The 19,133-nt window shown below is 40.5% G+C and carries 17 protein-coding genes; 12 read left to right on the top strand and 5 right to left on the bottom strand.

The features are described 5' to 3' along the window. Nucleotides 1-44: 44 nt before the first annotated feature. The 11 genes from DS2_RS15625 (at nt 45) to DS2_RS15570 (ending at nt 10,746) form a co-directional block, all read left to right on the top strand. Nucleotides 45-758 (top strand): GntR family transcriptional regulator, encoded by a 714-nt coding sequence (locus tag DS2_RS15625; RefSeq protein WP_235188630.1) that lies wholly within the window; start codon nt 45-47, stop codon nt 756-758. A gap of 18 nt (nt 759-776) precedes the next feature. Next, nucleotides 777-1,889 (top strand): isocitrate/isopropylmalate dehydrogenase family protein, encoded by a 1,113-nt coding sequence (locus DS2_RS15620; protein ID WP_051479935.1) that lies wholly within the window; start codon nt 777-779, stop codon nt 1,887-1,889. A 91-nt stretch (nt 1,890-1,980) separates the two neighbouring features. After that, on the top strand, nt 1,981-3,036 hold the full coding sequence (locus DS2_RS15615) for a tripartite tricarboxylate transporter substrate binding protein (RefSeq protein WP_035015779.1): 1,056 nt from the start codon (nt 1,981-1,983) through the stop codon (nt 3,034-3,036). Nucleotides 3,037-3,039: 3 nt separating this feature from the next. Further along, the gene (locus tag DS2_RS15610) at nt 3,040-3,804 is read left to right on the top strand and encodes a hypothetical protein (protein ID WP_035015778.1); all 765 of its coding nucleotides are present in this window, start codon (nt 3,040-3,042) and stop codon (nt 3,802-3,804) included. Between the two features lies 1 nt (nt 3,805). Next, entirely contained in the window at nt 3,806-5,338 is a 1,533-nt protein-coding gene (locus DS2_RS15605) for a tripartite tricarboxylate transporter permease (RefSeq protein ID WP_035015777.1), read from the top strand. Nucleotides 5,339-5,341: 3 nt separating this feature from the next. After that, nucleotides 5,342-6,376: a Gfo/Idh/MocA family protein gene (locus DS2_RS15600; RefSeq protein ID WP_035015776.1), complete on the top strand. Its 1,035-nt coding sequence runs from the start codon at nt 5,342-5,344 to the stop codon at nt 6,374-6,376. Between the two features lie 274 nt (nt 6,377-6,650). After that, nucleotides 6,651-7,619 carry an SMP-30/gluconolactonase/LRE family protein gene (locus tag DS2_RS15595; RefSeq protein ID WP_035015775.1) on the top strand — a complete coding sequence of 323 codons (969 nt, stop codon included), beginning with the start codon at nt 6,651-6,653 and terminating at the stop codon, nt 7,617-7,619. 227 nt (nt 7,620-7,846) lie between these two features. Then, entirely contained in the window at nt 7,847-8,641 is a 795-nt protein-coding gene (gene tpiA, locus DS2_RS15590) for a triose-phosphate isomerase (protein WP_035015774.1), read from the top strand. 180 nt (nt 8,642-8,821) lie between these two features. Continuing rightward, entirely contained in the window at nt 8,822-9,367 is a 546-nt protein-coding gene (locus tag DS2_RS15585) for a hypothetical protein (RefSeq protein WP_035015773.1), read from the top strand. 228 nt (nt 9,368-9,595) lie between these two features. Beyond that, entirely contained in the window at nt 9,596-10,159 is a 564-nt protein-coding gene (locus DS2_RS15575) for a dihydrofolate reductase family protein (protein WP_035015770.1), read from the top strand. A 38-nt stretch (nt 10,160-10,197) separates the two neighbouring features. After that, complete coding sequence (locus DS2_RS15570; protein WP_035015769.1) at nt 10,198-10,746, top strand: hypothetical protein; 549 nt, start codon at nt 10,198-10,200, stop codon at nt 10,744-10,746. A gap of 68 nt (nt 10,747-10,814) precedes the next feature. On the opposite strand, the gene DS2_RS15565 is transcribed toward DS2_RS15570, so the two are convergent. From DS2_RS15565 to DS2_RS15555, 3 genes are all read right to left on the bottom strand, one after another. Continuing rightward, nucleotides 10,815-12,125, bottom strand: coding sequence for a class II aldolase/adducin family protein (locus DS2_RS15565; RefSeq protein WP_035015768.1), 1,311 nt, complete (start codon nt 12,123-12,125; stop codon nt 10,815-10,817). A 131-nt stretch (nt 12,126-12,256) separates the two neighbouring features. Beyond that, nucleotides 12,257-13,618, bottom strand: coding sequence for a tetratricopeptide repeat protein (locus DS2_RS15560; protein ID WP_035015767.1), 1,362 nt, complete (start codon nt 13,616-13,618; stop codon nt 12,257-12,259). Nucleotides 13,619-13,673: 55 nt separating this feature from the next. Further along, on the bottom strand, nt 13,674-15,065 hold the full coding sequence (locus tag DS2_RS15555; protein WP_051479934.1) for a BNR repeat-containing protein: 1,392 nt from the start codon (nt 15,063-15,065) through the stop codon (nt 13,674-13,676). A gap of 157 nt (nt 15,066-15,222) precedes the next feature. Here DS2_RS15555 and DS2_RS15550 point away from each other — a divergent pair, with 157 nt between their 5' ends. Further along, nucleotides 15,223-16,704, top strand: a complete 1,482-nt coding sequence (locus tag DS2_RS15550; RefSeq protein WP_035015766.1) for a sulfatase — start codon at nt 15,223-15,225, stop codon at nt 16,702-16,704. Nucleotides 16,705-16,797: 93 nt separating this feature from the next. On the opposite strand, the gene DS2_RS15545 is transcribed toward DS2_RS15550, so the two are convergent. Beyond that, nucleotides 16,798-17,376, bottom strand: a complete 579-nt coding sequence (locus DS2_RS15545; RefSeq protein ID WP_035015765.1) for a gluconate 2-dehydrogenase subunit 3 family protein — start codon at nt 17,374-17,376, stop codon at nt 16,798-16,800. Between the two features lie 11 nt (nt 17,377-17,387). Next, nucleotides 17,388-19,106 (bottom strand): GMC oxidoreductase, encoded by a 1,719-nt coding sequence (locus DS2_RS15540; protein ID WP_035015763.1) that lies wholly within the window; start codon nt 19,104-19,106, stop codon nt 17,388-17,390. Between the last annotated feature and the right edge of the window lie 27 nt (nt 19,107-19,133).

Genomic DNA, 19,133 nt, shown 5'->3' with positions numbered 1-19,133 from the left:
AGTTGAAACCTTGATTAAAGTCAGTATAAACTGGCTAAAAATTAATGTATACATTAACGTACACGATAAAACAAAAAATGCAAAAAGACACAACTTCAGAAAATTTACCTTTAGCTGAAATTGCTTACCGAGCCATTCGCGAAGAAATTTTAAATAACCAGTTCAAAGCAGGTGAGCAGGTTTTAGAAAAAGCACTGGTTGAGCGTTTTGGCATCAGCCGTACCCCAGTACGCGAGGCTTGCGTTCGGTTAGAAAAAGAAGGTTTGATTGAAATTAAACCTAGGCATGGCATTAGAGTTAAACCTATTTCGGTAGAAGATATGGCCGAAATTTACGACATTTTAACTGCGCTAGAATCTGAAGCCGCACGCATACTCGCAGAAAAACAGCTTACCGAAGAAGACTATAAATCTCTCGCTGCACCAACTGAAGCGATGGAACAAGCATTAGAAAATGACCAATTAGAAGCATGGGCAGAAGCCGACGAAGCTTTTCATTTAGCTTTAGTTAATTTAACTGGCAATCAAAGATTAAAACAGGTTGTGCTGCAATTTTGGGGTCAAGCGCACAGAGTGCGCTACTTCACTTTGCACTTGCGGCCGAAACCAACTGGGTCAACTCAAGATCACATTGACCTAGTCAACGCAATAAAAGCAGGCAATGCCAACCTTGCCGCTGAAATACATAGAAACCACCGAATTAAAGGTAAACACACCTTATTAAACCTGCTGGAGACCTATAGGTTTGTGCAGCTATAACTATTTTTGAGGCTCATTATGACTAAATCGACTTTCGATATTGCGGTATTTCCGGGTGACGGAATTGGTGTTGAAGTAACGCCAATCACCCTAGAATTAGTGAAAGCGGCGTGCGAAAAATATGACGTAGAATGTAATTTTACTAATTTAGAAGCTGGCGCAGCTTACTACCAAGAGCACGGTGTTGCCCTGCCTGAAGATTCTATGGCGACAGCCAAAGCGTCGGATGCCATATTATTAGCTTGTATGGGTATGCCGTCTATTCGTTATCCTGATGGTCGTGAAATTGCCCCACAGTTAGAGCTGCGTGAAACCTTAGATTTATACGCAGGTGTTCGCCCTGTAAAAACGCTAAAAGGTTTGCCTTTACCACTGGCGGATAAACGTGGACATGAGTTAGATTTTGTATTAATTCGCGAGTCGACCGAAGGTTTATTTGCGTCACGTAATCGCTTTGAAAAAGAAGGTGACGATGTTGCAAAAGATACCCAAGTTATCACACGTAAAGGTAGCGAACGATTGTTTAACTTCGCGTTTAAAATGGGTCAACGCCGCAAACAATTGGGTTATTCAGGCGCAGTGACTTGTGTTGATAAAGCTAACGTTTTAGGTTCGTTCTTTTTCTTCCGTCAAATATTTGATCAAGTAGCTCAAAACTATACAGACGTTGAAGCCAACCACATTTATGTAGATGCAGCCGCATTACAATTGGTTCGCCAACCTTGGATGTTTGATGTAATGGTAACTGAGAACATGTTCGGTGACATTTTATCTGACTTAGGCGCAGGTTTAATGGGTGGCATGGGCATGGCACCTTCGGCAGATATTGGTGATGACCATGCGGTATTCCAACCTTGCCATGGCAGTGCACCAGATATTATGGGGCAAGGTAAAGCGAATCCTTCCGCTATGTTTTTATCTGCGGCAATGATGCTTGATTGGCTAGGCGACAAGTTTGACAATCAAGGCGCAGTAAAAGCCGCACAAGACATTACCAAAGCAGTAGAAGCTGCCTACGAAAGTGGTGAAATTTTACCATTTGAGTTTGGTGGCACGTCAGGCACACAAGCAATTTATGACACTGTGTTTGCCAAATTAAAACAATTACAAAATAACAGTATTACTTGCTAACAAATTTGGCGGGGTAAACCCCGCCAAAAAAAGTAACCTGAACTCAGGTTAAACATCCCAACTTAAAAATACACAAAAGGGAAATAGCAAAGTGAACAACTCAAGCAAAAAATATACAAACGCGATAACTTTAATGCTGATATGTGGGGTAATCATCAGCATTTTAGTCGGCGTAAAAACAATTTCGACCGATGCTGATAGTTATCCGCGTCGGCCATTAACTAATGTGGTCGTTTGGTCTGCTGGCGGCGGTACAGATGTTGCCAACCGCATAATTTCAGCAGAGCTGGCCAAAGCGTTAGGTGCAGACATTAACGTAACCAATAAACCTGGTGGCGTCGCAGGCTCTTTAGGTTTAAGTTATGTAAATCAAAGACGCAGCGATGGTTACACGCTAGTGGGTTTAAGTGAGTCGTGTGTCACTGCAGCTGTTATGGGCGGTTGGGCAGAGCGTATGGATACTTGGTATCCATTTATTATTGGTGGCTCGCCAGATCTCATTTCCGTGAGCGCAAATTCACCTTTTACCAGCGTTGAACAATTAGTTGAATACGCACTTGCTAATCCAAATAAAGTTAAAGCAGCTGCTGCTGGTTCAGGCTCTCTGCATCATTTAAATTTATTGGCTTTTGCTAAAGGCACCCAAGCTGAGTTTAAGTTTGTACCCTACCCAGGCTCGGCACCGTCACAAACAGCAGTGGTAACTGAAGAAGTAGATATTGTTATCACCTCAATGGCTGAGCAACAACAGTTAATTAAAAGTGGTCAACTCAGACCGCTGGCTATGTTAACCAATGAAGCTTTCAGTGCTGACGACATCGGAGATATTCCAACAGCTTTAGATGTTTACCCTGCATTAAAACAACATTTGCCAATTACTCAAGTAATTGGTTTTGCCGTCAATGCTGACACACCCGACAGCATAAAAATCAAACTCACTCAAGCATTTAACCAAGCAATGCAAAGTGACAAAGTAAAACAGTGGGCGGATGATAATTACTTTGTATTGTCTGGCAAGTCAGGTGCACAAGCCTCAGAAGTGTTTAGCAAGTTAGAATCGTTATTTGGTTGGACACTTGAAGAGTTAGGCGCAGCTAAACACTCGCCTGCTAAATTTGGCATTAACCAAATAAATGCACAAGGATGATATATGCAAATTTCAAAGACAGATTCGATTAATTATCGTCGCGAAGCCTTTACTAGCCTTGCTTTGGTAATTTTTGCTTTGGCTATGTTGGCTGAAAGCTTAACTTACCCATTAACGGCTAGCCAAGGTGGGTTAGAAAACGTTTGGTACGTTTCACCTGCGTTATTCCCTTTAGTAGTTGGTAGCTGCATTTTATTGCTGGCGAGTATTCAATTACTTAAGTTATACAAAACAGCAAAAAGCCAACAGCAGAGTTTATTCAGCCTAGCATCAGCACCAAGCCGCAAATTCTCGCAACAGTCTATCGATAAATTTTTATTGGTACTGATGTTAGCCGGTTATGTTTATGGGCTGATCCCCAACAGTGACTTTGTAATAGCAACTATTTTGTTTCAACTCACAATAACTTGCCGCTTTTATTTAGCTGATGCGAAAAAGCTCAATGAACAAGTGTTACTGGTATTCTGTTTTGTTGCGGCGTTGCTGTTTTTACTCAATTTATTTGTTGCATTTGAGTCAGACAGCAATCGTTTATATATGGGCGACTTAATTAGCTTTCCCGCACTCGGTTTTGTTTTGTATAAAACTGAACGTTATCTAACAGCCAATCAATTGCATAAACAAATACGCATCTTGTTATTTGCCTGCGTGTTGTTGCCAATCATAGTTGTGCTTATTTTTAAGTATTTATTGTTGGTACCAATGCCCAGCGAAAGCAGTGTTTTACTGTTAACCGACTATTTTTATTATCAAGTGTTGGGGTTTTAAGATGATTGAACAATTTCAGCACTTTTTTACTGTGTTATGGGGTTTAGCAACCGATCCGGTTAATTTATTAATTGTTTTTGGGGCGAGCTTTTTAGGTATTATTTTTGGTGCGATGCCTGGGTTAACCGCAACTTTAGGGGTCGCCTTATTAACCACACTAACCTATGGGTTAGATGTTAACTCAGCGCTGCTGGCTTTATTGGGATTATACGTTGGCGCTATTTATGGTGGCTCCTACCCAAGCATTTTAATTAATATTCCAGGCACTGCCGCGGCCGCGGCAACAGCAATGGAAGGTTATCCACTTGCCAGCAAAGGTGAAGGTGGCAAAGCTTTAGGCTTAACTACCACAGCATCGACCATTGGCACTTTATTTGGCTTATTAATTTTAGTACTAATGGCCCCACTAATTGCCAGTGTCGCTTTGCAATTTACTTCATTTGAGTTCTTTTTATTGGCGCTGTTTGGCATTTTAATTAGTGGCACACTCACCAGCGAAGGGGATGCACTTAAAGGTTGGATTGCAGGCTTTTTTGGGTTGTTTTTAGCCTGCATTGGCCGCGATACTTTGCAGTTTTTCCCTCGCTTTACTTTTGATATGCCACAACTCGATAGTGGTTTAGACATAGTGCCGGTATTAATTGGTGCATTTGGTATTCCACAAATAATCAAAGTGTTAGCCGAGCGCAAAAAACTCGCCCAAGCAAAAGAATTTGATTCGGTTGTGCCTGAGCTTTCTGAAATTCGTAAAAACGGTAAAAACATCGCACGCTCTGCCAGCATTGGAGTTGGCATTGGTGCCGTACCTGGTATCGGTGAGGATATTGCAGGCTGGGTGTCTTATGGCGCAGCTAAAGGTGCAGCCAAAGACAAATCTAAATTTGGTAAAGGTGATAAATCTGGCTTAATCGCTTCTGAAACGGCTAACAATGCGTGTATAGGTGGCGCGCTTATTCCGCTACTCACTTTAGGCATTCCAGGCAGTGCACCAGCAGCTATGTTACTCGGTGCGTTAATGCTGCACGGCATTAATCCTGGCCCGACTTTACCAGTCGAAAAACCAGATTTTTTATTAGAAATAACCGCAATTTTAGTGTTGGCATCCATCGCTATGTTTTGTAATGGCATGTTGCTGGCCAAACAAGTGGTTAAACTTTTAAAAGTGCCAGCGCCCTTATTTATGCCGTTTGTTGCTATTTTGTGTGTGCTTGGCAGTTATGCGCTGGGATTAAATGTATTTAATTTATTTTTAATGGTACCCATTGGCATTATTGCTTATTGGATGATTGAACTGAAATACCCTATATCGCCAATGATAATTGGCCTTATTTTGGGGCCAATGGCGGATGAAAACCTGCGCCGCGCATTATTAACAACCGAAGGTGATTTATTGCCTATGTTGTCGCGCCCTGTTTCACTCATCTTAATTTTAATTATGTTAGTGGTTATTTTTCAGCAAATGCCTTGGTTTAAATCTTTGCTGCGCAAATGCTGTAGCGCTTGTAAAAGCCAACCAAATAAAGAGGAAGCTTAATTTATGAATAGACTAAAAGTTGCTTGTGTTGGCACTGGCTATTTTGCTCAATTTCACTATCAAGCATGGCAGCGTCTAAGCAAAGTTTTTCCAATAGACGTTGTTGCTGTAGTGAACCGTAATATCGACAATGCTAAACGTGTTGCAGATGAATATGGCATTGCAAATGTTGCATCAAGCATAACCGATATCGCACATTTACAACCTGATTTGATAGATGTAATCACCCCACCTGTCACGCATGACACCAATGTGCGCCAAGCAATCGATTTAGGTGCCAACGTAATTTGCCAAAAGCCATTTTGTGAGTCGCTCGCGCAAGCTGAAAGCTTGGTTGAATATGCCAAACAAAAAGACAAAAGCATTATTATTCATGAAAACTTTAGATTTATGCCTTGGTATCGAAAATTAGCTGAATTATTGTCGAAAAACCTTGTGGGTGATGTGCTCAACGTTAGTTTTAAGCTACGCCCTGGTGATGGTCAAGGTGATGATGCCTACCTTGCACGCCAACCTTATTTTCAACAAATGCCGAAGTTTTTAGTACACGAAACCGCGATACATATTATTGATGTGTTTAGATTTTTGTTTGGTGAAATTACTCAAGTAAGTGCGCGTTTGCGTAAATGTAACCCAGTTATACAGGGGGAAGACAGCGGGGTAATTCATTTTGATATGGCGAATAACATCAGTGCCTTATTTGACGGTAATCGCTGTTTAGATCACGCGGCGACAAATCACCGACGCACTATGGGTGAAATGTGGATTGAAGGCACTCAAGGGTGTTTGCGTTTGGATGGTGAAGCGCGTATTTGGCACAGAGCATTTAACCAAATTGAAGAGCAGCAAATAGTTTACCCATGGCAAGACCAAGCATTTGGTGGTGACTGTGTGTTTTTAACCATAGAGCACATAGTGAAACATTATTTTCAGCAGACACCACTTGAAAATACCGCAGCCGAGTATTTAACCAATATTAAAATAGTCGATGCGGTTTATCACTCGAACGAGCATAAACGCGTGGTAACTTTAAGTTAAGGTATCGATTGATGCTTGGGGTGCAGGGCTTGTGGACTCATCACTTTCGCAAAAACGCTGCGAGTACATCCTGGTAAGCTCTATAAGTACCGAGCCTAGTATCACTGAACAACTTTGTTTAAATGTAGATTGAAGTACCGATAGGGGAATATTTAGAGCAAAATTTCTTTTTCATGGATGAAAAAGCGAAGTATACAAGGACGTACTTGCTACGTTTTTGCGAAAATATTCCTCTAGCGGTGCTGGAATGTAAAGCCAAAAAAGAATTCGAAAAATGAGCACAATAAACAAATTTAATAGTCCTATTAAAAAAATTGGCCAACAACTCACCCGCCCTGAATGTGTATTAACCAATGCCAAAGGCGAAATATACGTATCCGATTTTAGAGGCGGCATCACGCAAATAAACCCAGACGGCAGCCAAGTTTTTTATGGTGGTGAATACCCAGGTTTTGGCCTATTACAAACCAATGGTTTTGCCATGTTAAAAGATGGCAGTTTTTTAATTGCCCATTTGGGTGCGGACAAAGGCGGCATTTTTCGCTTAAAACGCGACAACAGCATAGAGGCATTTTTATTAGAAATAGACGGCGAAGCACTGCCACCCAGCAATTTTGTTTATTTAGATCAGCAAAACCGTATTTGGATTACGGTAAGCACCCGCACCCAACCGCGCGCTGCAGCCTATAAACCAACCTGTAATGATGGTTTTATTATTTTAATTGACCAACATGGTGCCCGAATTGTTGCCGACGGTTTAGGTTATACCAACGAATGTTGGGTTAACCCCGAAGGCACAGAGTTATACGCTAATGCGACTTTTAGCCGCGAATTACTAAAATTTGATATCGCGCCAAATGGTGATTTGTGTAATCAGACTGTTGTGTGCAAATTTGCTGAAGGCACCTTCCCTGATGGTTTAACGCGTGATACCCAAGGTAACTTTTGGGTTACCAGCATAGTTAGCAATCGCGTTATAAAAGTATCAGAAAACGGTGAACAGGAATTAATGTTAGAAATAAGCGATGATCAGCACGTTAATAAAGCTGAAGCTGCTTTTCAAAATTTAACCATGGGCAGACCACATTTAGACAATAATCCAGCTGAGCTTAAAAATATTTCATCACTAGCGTTTGCTGGGGCTGGCTTAAATAAAATAATTTTAGGCTGTTTGCTCGATAAGCAAATTTACCAGCTAGGCACAGAATTTACAGGAGTTAAACCAGCGCATTGGTATTTTTAACCTAGTGCTTTTGTGTAACACAAATTTAGTTAATCGAAATTCGTTACACAAACGCAAACTTGATCTTTCCTTTAGCAAAATTGCTACCCCTCAAATTGGACAATTTTTCAAAAACCCCATAAACAGACAAAATACCTCACATTCACACAATTACAATCAAACATGAACATTTAGGTGTACAATAAAGCAACAAAAAATTTTATAAATTGACACATAAGACCAAACACATGAAAGCACAAGAAAATATGATTGATCAACGCCGACCAATTATTATGGCTAACTGGAAGCTGAATGGTGATATAGATTTATTATGTAAATCAGTGTCATCTTTTGTTCAGCACGCTTATTTGGCAGAAGTAGTAGTATGCCCTCCATACCTTTATATTCGCGATATGCTTAACTTTTTACGCAACTCGCCAATTAAAGTAGGTGGACAAAACATCAGTAAACACGACTCTGGCGCGTTTACCGGTGAAACATCAGCTCGTATGTTAAAGGAAGCTGGCTGTCGCTATTGCATTATTGGCCACTCGGAGCGCCGCGAGATTTTTGGCGAAAACAATATTAGCTGCCAAATGAAAATAGCGCGCGCACTAGAAGCAAATTTAACACCTGTGTATTGCATTGGTGAAAGCCAACAGGAATACGAGCAAGGTTTAACCGAACAAGTGTTGTCTAATCAATTACGTGAAGCGCTTGAAGATATGGATTTAACCAACAAAAACTTGTGTATTGCATACGAACCAGTATGGGCAATAGGCACAGGTAAAGCTGCAACACCAGAAATAGCACAAGAGGTTCATGCATTTATACGCAAACAATTAACAGACATGTATGGTCCTGAAACGGCCAACACTATTCGCATTATGTATGGCGGCAGCGCCAATAAAAACAATGCACACCTATTGCTTGAACAAGCCGATATAGATGGTTTATTGGTAGGTGGTGCAAGCCTTGACCCTGAGCACTTCTCAACAATTTGCCGCAGTGTCGAGCAAACCACAAAAAGCGCTTGTTTATAACGCTTATTTGTAGACGCACTAGGTAGAGGCCGCAAGGCCTCTAATCTTATCCTCGCACTTATTTGAAACTTTCCAAACTTCCCCTGTCTAATAAAAGCTAAACACTTAGGCGTGTAAAATCGTATACTGCGGCGCTTATTGCATCAAAAACAAACACCTCATATGGCAAATGGAGTTTCAATGAAAAAATCTATATTTTTAGCTTTATTACTATCTTTTAATGTCCTGGCTGGCGGTTACTACCAAAGTGTTAAGGAAGGCTATGATCCAATAACAGGTTTATTTTATTACCCTGTAATAGAAAAAACTGAATCAGGTGGTGTTTTTTCGAGTCGGTCTAAAATACGTATTTCCAATATCTTAATTTTTGATCCAGAGTCCGAGACTCAGTCATTCTTATTTAAGCCAGAGCAAGTTTGGAACATTCAAGCTTTTACATTTGAAACAGGTTTAAACTCAAATGGTATTGGTTTTTATAGCGGTGGTGGCCGTGTACTAAACAATTCTTCCAAGCTTTCACGAGAAATAAAAAATAAGCTACTAATTATTACACAGCCAGAAAATTCAGACATTAACACCATGTGGTTTGCAACCAAACAAGGTAAAGAACTTAAACAAGTACATACCTTTCCGAGTACAACCAAATGGCATATTGATATAAAAAATTCCAAAATTAGATTTATTACCCATACGAATAAAGTTATCTTCAAAAGCATTGAATGGTAGTAATGACTAGGGTCATGCTTTTGAGTATAAAGTTAACGCAATATCTAAAGGGAGCTACTAACCCCATAGATAATATGGCCTACTTGCCTCAGTTTATAGCGTCAAGACAAACTGAAGAATTAGTTTCAAGTTACCAAAAAGTCATTAATAAACTAAAAAAATCAAAACATAGCGTCTGTTGTGTGGACACTCAAAAATATTTGCAAACATAAGGAAAACAATAAGCATATGAAATGTTCAGTCTATATTGCAACAAGCGCGGATGGTTACATCGCAACCCTTAATGGTGATGTAAGTTGGCTTCATAAGGCTGGTGATTCAAAAGCCGATATGTCTAACAATTCAGATATGGGGTTTAATAACTTTATCAGCTCTGTAGACTGCATGATAATGGGAAGAAAATGCATGGAGGCTATTTCTTCTTTTAACTTATCGCCTGAACAGTGGCCGTATGGAAACATTAAAATTTATGTGTTAAGCAAAACACTGACGGCTCCACCAGCTAATTTACAACACAGGGTTGAGATTTTTACTGGAGAAATAGCTAGCCTAATCGAGCAGCTTGAACAGCAAGGTTTCAAACACGCATATATTGATGGCGGTGCAACTATTACCTCTTTCCTTCAACTTAAACTGATCAATGAAATGACAATCACCAAAGCGCCAATTATTTTGGGTGAAGGTATCCCCTTGTTTGGTAACCTTGATAATCCAGTGAAATTGGTAGAGGCCAAAGCAGTCACATTTCCAAATGACTTTGTTCAAATAAAGTATGGTGTAAGTTACTATTAACAAGCCATAGCTATTGAGCACATTTAAAGGATTAAATTATGAACATGATTTTTGTTGATGCTGAAAATATCGGACTAAAAGAATTATCAAAAATTGAAGCTACGATCATTGATAAGGTTTTTGTGTTTACTAAATCAGACTCGATTGCTCAGTTTTGCGAGCAAAATTTGTATCATTGTTTAAGCGATTATCCGAGTGGCGCTAACCAAGCTGATTTCTACATCATTGCATATTTGTCTCGTATATTGGCTACACTAGATAGAAAGAAACTAGCTTCGGTTAAGCTTAAGTTATACAGTAATGATCTCAATTTAATTGCCGCATTTAAATTTCAGTGTAATTTGCTTGGCGGAACATGCGATATCATCAAAACAAAAAACAACACCGTTGTACCAATAGCTGCTAAGACAGTGTCACCATCCGAGCAAATATATGCTCAATTACACTCACCACAAGCTTTAAACCAAGAACTTCAAGCTAAGCTTGGGTTGTCTAAGTCGGCTTTTACTAGGGCAGTCAACGAGCTAGCAAAAGCGAATAAAATCTGTCGTTCCCCTGAAAGCAAGAAAAAATGGGTAAGGCGCTGAAGGAATTCACGAAGCCACGAACCAAATTTCCATTTTGTTTGTGGCTTCCATAGCAAAAAACTAAACCACTAATCAGACAAGTTAAATGCTTCTTTCAACTCATTAATTTCAGCTTCGCCCATAATATTTACATGTCCTAGCTGATAAGCATCTAACACAGCCTTGGCAGTAAATTCAGACACCTCTAACCTGTCGTATGCTTGCAACATATTGCTACCCGTTACGATAATGCCGTTGTTTTGCAGCATGCAAATAGGGCTAGCTTCGCCTAATACTTCGGCGACTTCAGCGACATTATTAATGGAAGATGCAAACGATACAGTTTGAATATCTCGCATTAAAATGTAGGCCTCTGGAATAATTTTAGAGTCGAGTGTTTTATTGGTAATGTTAAACGCCATTAAATGTGGCGGATGAGCGATAATGCACGAGTTAATTGTAGGGTTTGCTTTAAAAATGGCTTGATGCATTTTTAAAGAATAACTCGGTATTTTACCATTTTCACACATGCCATCACGCACCAATACAATGTCCTCTGGCGACATATATTTGCGGTCTAAACCATGTGGCGTTAATAAAAATTCATTATCAGATAAGCGCTGCGCAAAAGTACCCTCAGTGGCGGTAATCAGCTTTTGTTCATAGCTGCGTTGAATAAACCGACACATTTCGTAGCGCAATTCTTTTTCACAGCTATTGGTTTTTTCTGGGGTGAAATGTTCAACCTGAGTTACTTTAGCTGCATCTAACGCTTGATCAGCATCAGATAATGGCAATGCTGTGCCCAATGGCGCAGCTTTTATCTGAATACGGGCCGTGTAATCTAAAGTTTCAAATTGCTTGAACGCGGTAAACAAGTTATCTGCTCCTGTAACCGTGCCGTGATTTTCTAATAAAACAGAATTAAAGCCCTTAGCGAACGATTCGGCAATGTTTGCACCCAATTGTTCACTACCTGGTAATGCATAAGGGACAAAGTCAACATCACCACAAATGCCTTTTACCCCAGCTAATAAACTGTTGTTTGGTACTATGCCTGCAGCTGAAAACGACACAAGAGCAGGTGGGTGTGCATGCAGTACAGCTTTAATATCATCGCGTACATTGTAGATTGCTAAATGAAATGGATACTCAGACGAAGGTTTATGTCTACCAACAATAGTGCCGTCTGCTTTTACACAAACAATATCATCTCGTACGAGACTCCCTTTATCTACCCCACCCGGTGTAACCCAAATATCGCCATTGTCGTCTTTGATGGAAATATTGCCACCCGAAGTTGTGGTCATTTCATATTCGTATACGCGCTCCATAATCAAAATTATCTGATCTTTCGGGTGTAAATACTTAAATCCTTCGTTTATCTGTTTGTCGCTCATTTATTTATCCTAAAAACAAAAAAAATCAATATCAACCAAATAAAATCATATTAAATCATTTGAAATTTAGCACTACAAATCTGCAAATAATTTGTACACTTTGATTTAGAACAACAAAAGCTGAAGAACAATCACCCTTGTAACACCCAATCACCCACATTCCAGCCATATTCTTTTGCTAAATCTTTCGCCTCAGTAAACAAAGATTGAGCGCGCTTTTGTTTGCCGATTAAATTTTGATGTTTTGCACGATAGTAATACCAGGTGGGATTAACATTTTCGCTTTCGGCAACGTCATCTAACAATTGCGCTACGCGTTTACTGGATTGCTCATCCAGCTTGGTGTGATCAATTAAAGTGCGAGCCAACCAGTACTTCGCAGCAGCATGTTCAGCTTCCACGGCTTGTTCTAACCAAAACATCGCTTTAGTGATGTCTCGTTCGACAATGTTGCCACTGAGCAATTCCCGCCCGAGGCGGTATTGTGCATTCGCACTACCTGCAATACCACCTTGCAACAAATACTTAAAGCCGGCTTTTGGGTTTCTGGCACGTCCATACCCTCTAAATAAATGATATGCGTATTCAGCTGCAGCTTCAGGGTGCTGCAGCTCAGCAGCTCGCTGCAAATAGTCGAGCGCTTTAGCGAGTTTAACTTGTAGTGCAGGATACGCTATGTAGTACATTGCAAGCTCGTACATTGCACCTGCGTTGTCAGCTTTTGCCAGCTTTTCAAGCTGGTTAATCAGCCGATCAAAATTGGGTAATTCATCTTTTATATACTCTCGGGTCAATTCTTTTTGTACCCAACGAGTACGATAATTCTCGACATAAACTGGTTGACCATTCTTGCGTTTTCTGACGCTATATTTTGCGTAATACATCGCCATGGTCGCGTTTTTTTTCATACTAGTATTGGCGAAAAAGTCATGCGCAACTGATATATCCCTAACCGATCCATCTTCAGCGATATCGTATTGGTAGATAGTTGTCATCAATGGCATGCGATTAACCGAAAAGATCGATATTTGAACCCCTCGATTGTCAGCTTGCTTAAGCTTCTTGCCCGCTTTCCAAACAATTGGTCGCGCTTTTAACACTGGGTAAATACGTTTGGTTAAAGCTTGCTGGCTATAGCGTGCCGAAAATTTTTCATATTGAGTCAGTGCTATTTCTTGTTGATTTTTAGCTAACGAGCGGTAGATCCCTGCCATATTTCCACGTAGCTCGTCGGATTTTGTTTGGTCGTATGCCATAGCCATATACACAAAACTTTTAATCGGGTCTTTTTTAATCCCTGCACCATGTAAATATAGCTGGCTGATAGATGATTGAGCTTTTGCTAACCCTAAATCAGCCGATCTTTTAAAGTGTATTGCGGCCGTTTTATAGTCTTTCTCAGCTGCAGCGGTTTGAGCATCAAACATACTAGCTTGTGCACCAAAAGCGGTGCATAAGCCAGCAATAAGTAGTAGTGGTTTAAGTTTAGGCATTTTAAGTCCTTTTAGTTTTAGGTTAATCCCTTAATTTATTTCAGGGTTTGATTAATTAATCTTTAATTTCGTGCAATAGTAAAACGCTTGCAGGGCTAATAACTGAATGGGCATTGTCCCTGTTGCCTGGTTGGTTATACCAAGACAAATAATACTGACCACCCGCCGGGCTTAAATCGCCCTTGCCTTCAAATACTTGTAGCTCAAAATTAAAACGCGGATCAGTCAACAACGACTGATTAGCATGCTCTGAAGCCTTTTTGATAATAGGTGGATACAGATTTGACGGCACAACCTGTTTGGTTTTAAGCGTGTCTTGTGCCAAAACAAACTGTAAAATTTGCTCGTTTTTTCTAACCGTTACACCGAGTTCGTTATCATTTAATGCCACAGGCGCTTGTGGGCGAATTGGAAAACGCCCCAGCGAACCATGGCCACCAAAGTCCCAACGAAAATCTGTCCAATTACTAATTTGTACATGTTGCCATTTTTTACCTAGTTTGCGTGCAACAAACATTTGTGTATTACCTTTGGCATCGTACTTGTGGTAAGAGATCACTGGGCGTTTTTGGCTATCAAAACCGAGTTTAACGTTACCGTTGATCATGCCGCCAAACGGCTCAACTGGGTCGACCACTTCAGCTTTATTTAAAGTAACTGGCAAGCTAATGCTTTTGCCGTTTGAGTCTTGCCAATTAACTAAATCCGCACTTTTGGCATACGACAATGAATGATTAGTCGCCGCATTGGGTGAATTACGCCATACCCAAATTAAATGAAAATATCCATCTGGGCCTAACGTTGGGCCTTCAAAATAACCACTCATTAAACCTTGGCCGTCTAAAAATTGATTACTGTGTAATTTTTTCCAAGTTTCTGTTTTGGTGTCATAAATGTTGTAAATTTCGTCACCATTGCCGCTGCTGCCACTTCGGTATTTAACCAATAGCTCGCCCGCTTTATTGAGCATAAAAATAGGATATGTCACTCGTTGCTCAACATTTGCATTGACCATGGTGTTAACGCGTTTTAACGAACGGATATTGTATGGCTCAGAGGTACGGAAATACTCTAATGGATCAGCATGCATATTGCCCATGACATGCAAATTGCCAACAGAATCGAGTTCCATGGTGACATAGTTGTGGCTATCCCACCCCAACCAACTATCTACTTTGTAATAACGCCATTTGCCTTTCAGTTCACGGTAAGCAACTGTCATTTGTCGATTCGCATCAAAATAGGCGACAAACTGGTGTTCACCACGAGTTAACAAATAAGGTTTAATTCGGTGACCAGACCAAGCAAAGTCGATTGCTTGTGTATCTAACACCTCTGCTTGTTGTGCATTGGCTAAAGGGCTTTGCATAGTTAACCCAACTAACACGCAGGCTTTAGACAAATTTTTCAATTGTTTTTTGATGTTATTCGACAACTCACTAAACATGTTTACTTACTCTATTTGGACTTTTTGCTAATAATAACACCCAAACAAAGTCACAAACAATCACATTTAATCAATAAATTATACAAAATTGCGTAAAAGTAGTAATATTCGATTAAAGAGCTAAATTCTCCAAAATTTGATTGAAGGGCACAAAAACATGAAGCAACTAGCTTTTGCACTATCAGCCACATTAGTATTATTAAGCGGCTGCAGTTCAACTTTTACCGATTCAGACTCGGACAGCCAAGCAGCAACAAACGACACACCAAATATTTTATTTATTTATACAGACGATCAAGCACCATGGGCGCTCGGCCGTGCAGGTAATACCCAAGCAATTACCCCAAATTTAGATAAACTTACCGAGCAAGGCATGTACTTGCCAAATGCTTATGCAACAACACCAGTTTGTAGCCCATCACGCGCTAGTTTATTAACCTCTCAATATGGATATGAGCTAGGTATTGATGATTGGATAAATAACAATCCAAAGGCTAAAACCTTAACGGGTCATCAATTTGATTTAGGTTTAGATACAAAATACGAAACTTGGACCGAAGTACTACAACAAGCTGGTTACTACACAGGTTTAATTGGCAAATGGCACATAGGGGAAAAAGAGCCTTTTCACCCGACTAAACATGGCTACCACGAATTTATCGGCTTTCGAGAAGGTGGCGCATCACCAGTTAATCCTCAACTTGAAGTAAAGGGTGTAGAAACTCAACTTGAAGGTTTAACTACAGACATACTCACCGACTATGCAATTGACTTTATAAGAAATAATAAAGCAGGAAAATTTGCCTTGTCGCTGCACTACCGTGCGCCCCACTACAGGTTTTTACCTGTCGCGCCAGAAGACGAAGCACCATTTAAAGATATGGATATTAAACTGCCGCACCCGGACTACCCAAACTTAAATACCGAGCGCGGTACTAAGTTAATGCGCGAATACCTTTCTAGCGTCAAAGGTATTGACCGCAACATAGGTCGATTAATGGAAACTTTAGATACGTTAGGTTTAGCTGACAATACCCTAGTAATTTTCACATCTGATCACGGCTACAACATAGGTTTTAATGGTATGTGGCACAAAGGCAATGGTTTTTGGTTATTAAACAAAAAATCTAAAGGTACAGACAATATCCCGACAGGGCAAAGACCAAATATGTACGACCCAAGCTTAAAAGTACCAACCATTGTACGTTGGCCAAATAAAATTAAAGCAGGCTCGGTAAACCTCTCAACCATGCCTAACCTTGACTGGTTTCCAACCCTAGTTAGCATTGCTAAAGGTAAAATAAGTAAAGATAACATTATTCGAGGTAAAGACTTTACCCCTGCATTGCTAGATGAAAACTTAATATTATCAACTGACTATTACGCTGCTTATTCAACGTTGCATCAAAGTGTAACGCAAATGCGTATGTATAGTGACGGCAAATATAAGCTAGTTAAAGATTTTAAAAACCAAGGTCGAGATGAGTTTTACGACCTCGTTAATGACCCGGATGAAACAACTAACTTAATTAGCCAAAAGGACCACCCCAAATATCAAGCAATCGTTAAAAAGCTTGAACAACAACTTTATAGCAAGATGCAACAAACAAATGATCCGGTATTGGCTCAACTAAAATAGCGAAGTCACTACCTGCCTAAACATCATTGCTCAAGCAATTACCCGATGTTTCATGCACCAGCGATGTATTTAAATATATCGCTGGTGATATTGTTATAAATACCCTCGCTTGTTTATTTCAATTAGCTCCAACTTGGTAATATCGCCTCTATACCCACCAGGTATCACTTTGTAGTCAGGGTTGGCTTCTTCTGAGGTGTAGTAAATGTGGAATACCAATTCTTTAAACTCACGGTAATTTTCAGACAAGTCAGTTTTGGTATTGGCAAATGCTCTTTTGTCCAATTCTGAAATCAATAGATTACGACTCGCTTGGTCTAATTGAATATATTCTTGCTCAAAAGAATTTTTTGCTAGCTGCTCAATTTGCTGAACCAAGGCTTTGAACTGTGATTTAGTACTATCGCCCGCCCATGTGAGCATCATTGCATCGAGCACAGGCATTACATGGACGTCAGTTGCGCCTGGGGTATCAGTACGAGGGATCATAATCTCGGCAACATCCACCAGCACAGTTAACTCGTTAGCGGTAAAAAATTGACCTGCTTTTGTCACCTGTTGAATGCCCGTATCGGCATTGACCACACTCGCCAGCACGGGCGCGGTAACAACAATTGCAGATGCACCCAAACCACCTAAAAATACGCGTCGGGTAATTTTTAAATCTTTCATGTTGTTACCTCTTATAGTTCGCCAGATTCTAATAATTTAGCCGCGTAATTAGCCGACCGGGCCGTAATCGCCATATAGGTAAGCGATGGGTTTTGTGTTGCGCAAGAAGACATACATGCCCCATCAGTGACGAATAGATTCTGCACATCGTGTGCTTGCGCCCATTTGTTGAGTACCGAAGTATTCGGGTCATCTCCCATGCACGCGCCACCCATTTCGTGAATTCTATCACCTATTTTGATGTGCTCTGTTTCAGGAACTACACGAAGGTTTATGTCGGTGCAACCACCAATTTCGAGCATTTCTTTAATATCTTTAGTCGCTTGCCTAATTTGCTTGCGTTCATTTTCTTTAATGGTCGCATCAATATGCAATAGTGGAATACCCCACTGGTCAGTTTTTGTAGGGTGTAAACTCGCAACATTATCGTAATAAGGCAACATTTCACCATACATTAACGCCAAGAAACGCCAAGGTGCAGGTTGTCTTGCTTGTGCTTTTACTTCAGCACCAATACCTACTCGTTTTGCAGTTGTACCTGTGTTTTTACGCTGAGTTGCCGTTGCTTGATAACCATAACCACGAATAAAGTCGGTCCCTGGGTGTTGCTCATGTCGATAGTTCGGAATGTAAGTCGCGATTGGTCTGCGCCCATAATTATATTTATCTTCAAACCCTGGCACTTCACCATCAGCTATCACCCCAGTGTAATGGTCCATAATGTAGCGACCAACAGTACCACTTGAGTTAGCAATACCGTTTGGAAAGCTTTTTGATTTCGAATTTAATAATATTTGAATTGACCCCAAAGCTGAGGCGCATAAAAATACGACTCGCGCTTTGTAACTGCGTTTTTCTTTGGTGTGTGCATCAATCACAGTCACACCCGAAGCTTTACCCGATTGCTCATCGTAGTCTACAGTTGCGACTATAGAGTCGGTTACTAAAGTTAATTTTCCAGTGCGTTTTGCCGCAGGTAAAGTGGCAGATAAAGAACTAAAATAACCACCAAAGCTACAGCCTTTTTTACAATAAGAACGTGCCTGACATGGCCCTCGACCCAACTCTAATTGCTCTTGGGTTGGTTCTGTTAAGTTAGCTGCACGACCCACTATTAAACGGCGGTCGTCATAATGCTTAGCTAGATTACTCGCAATATGTTTTTCTGGCGCACTCATCTCCCATGGCTTTTGAAACACACCATCAGGAACAGCGTCTAAACCATCTTTGTTGGCAGATACACCGATAAATGATTCAACATAATCGTACCACGGAGCCAAGTCGTCATAGCCTATTGGCCAAGGTACACCATGACCATCTTTAGCGTTTGATTCAAAATCTTTTTTACTCCACCGTAAAACTTGTCGGCCCCAAGTTAACGAGCGTCCTCCCAATTGATAACCTCGTACCCACATAAATGGCTTGTCCTCTGGGTACGAAATAGGATGTTCTTTTTCGTCGGTAAAAAATTGTTTAGTCGAGTTTCTCAAATACCCTTTACCCAAGATATGAGGATAACGACCTTCTTCAGAAAAGCTTTCAGGGATAAGATCGCGGTTTTCAATCTGCCACGGCGCCAGCATATCTGTATATTCAGGGCCTCGATGTTCAACATTCCGACCGCGTTCAATCACTAAGGTGTTGAAGCCTTTCTCACAAAACTCTTTTGCGGCCCAACCACCTGTAATGCCAGAACCTACAACTATTACGTCAAATTCACTCTGTTTCATATTTGTTTTTCTATTATTTTTAACCTA

The sequence above is a fragment of the Catenovulum agarivorans DS-2 genome (assembly GCF_000568405.1).
GTDB lineage: Bacteria > Pseudomonadota > Gammaproteobacteria > Enterobacterales > Alteromonadaceae > Catenovulum > Catenovulum agarivorans_A.
This window is presented reverse-complemented; position numbering and strand designations above follow the sequence as displayed.

Bases quoted from the DNA above. Each gene is read 5' to 3' on its own strand.
- DS2_RS15570 (WP_035015769.1), top strand. From the start codon at position 10,198: ATGAACATGATTTTTGTTGATGCTGAAAATATCGGACTAAAAGAATTA.
- tpiA (WP_035015774.1), top strand. From the start codon at position 7,847: ATGAAAGCACAAGAAAATATGATTGATCAACGCCGACCAATTATTATG.
- DS2_RS15550 (WP_035015766.1), top strand. From the start codon at position 15,223: ATGAAGCAACTAGCTTTTGCACTATCAGCCACATTAGTATTATTAAGC.
- DS2_RS15585 (WP_035015773.1), top strand. From the start codon at position 8,822: ATGAAAAAATCTATATTTTTAGCTTTATTACTATCTTTTAATGTCCTG.
- DS2_RS15540 (WP_035015763.1), bottom strand. From the start codon at position 19,106: ATGAAACAGAGTGAATTTGACGTAATAGTTGTAGGTTCTGGCATTACA.
- DS2_RS15620 (WP_051479935.1), top strand. From the start codon at position 777: ATGACTAAATCGACTTTCGATATTGCGGTATTTCCGGGTGACGGAATT.
- DS2_RS15560 (WP_035015767.1), bottom strand. From the start codon at position 13,618: ATGCCTAAACTTAAACCACTACTACTTATTGCTGGCTTATGCACCGCT.
- DS2_RS15575 (WP_035015770.1), top strand. From the start codon at position 9,596: ATGAAATGTTCAGTCTATATTGCAACAAGCGCGGATGGTTACATCGCA.
- DS2_RS15565 (WP_035015768.1), bottom strand. From the start codon at position 12,125: ATGAGCGACAAACAGATAAACGAAGGATTTAAGTATTTACACCCGAAA.
- DS2_RS15610 (WP_035015778.1), top strand. From the start codon at position 3,040: ATGCAAATTTCAAAGACAGATTCGATTAATTATCGTCGCGAAGCCTTT.
- DS2_RS15605 (WP_035015777.1), top strand. From the start codon at position 3,806: ATGATTGAACAATTTCAGCACTTTTTTACTGTGTTATGGGGTTTAGCA.
- DS2_RS15595 (WP_035015775.1), top strand. From the start codon at position 6,651: ATGAGCACAATAAACAAATTTAATAGTCCTATTAAAAAAATTGGCCAA.
- DS2_RS15555 (WP_051479934.1), bottom strand. From the start codon at position 15,065: ATGTTTAGTGAGTTGTCGAATAACATCAAAAAACAATTGAAAAATTTG.
- DS2_RS15545 (WP_035015765.1), bottom strand. From the start codon at position 17,376: ATGAAAGATTTAAAAATTACCCGACGCGTATTTTTAGGTGGTTTGGGT.
- DS2_RS15600 (WP_035015776.1), top strand. From the start codon at position 5,342: ATGAATAGACTAAAAGTTGCTTGTGTTGGCACTGGCTATTTTGCTCAA.
- DS2_RS15625 (WP_235188630.1), top strand. From the start codon at position 45: ATGTATACATTAACGTACACGATAAAACAAAAAATGCAAAAAGACACA.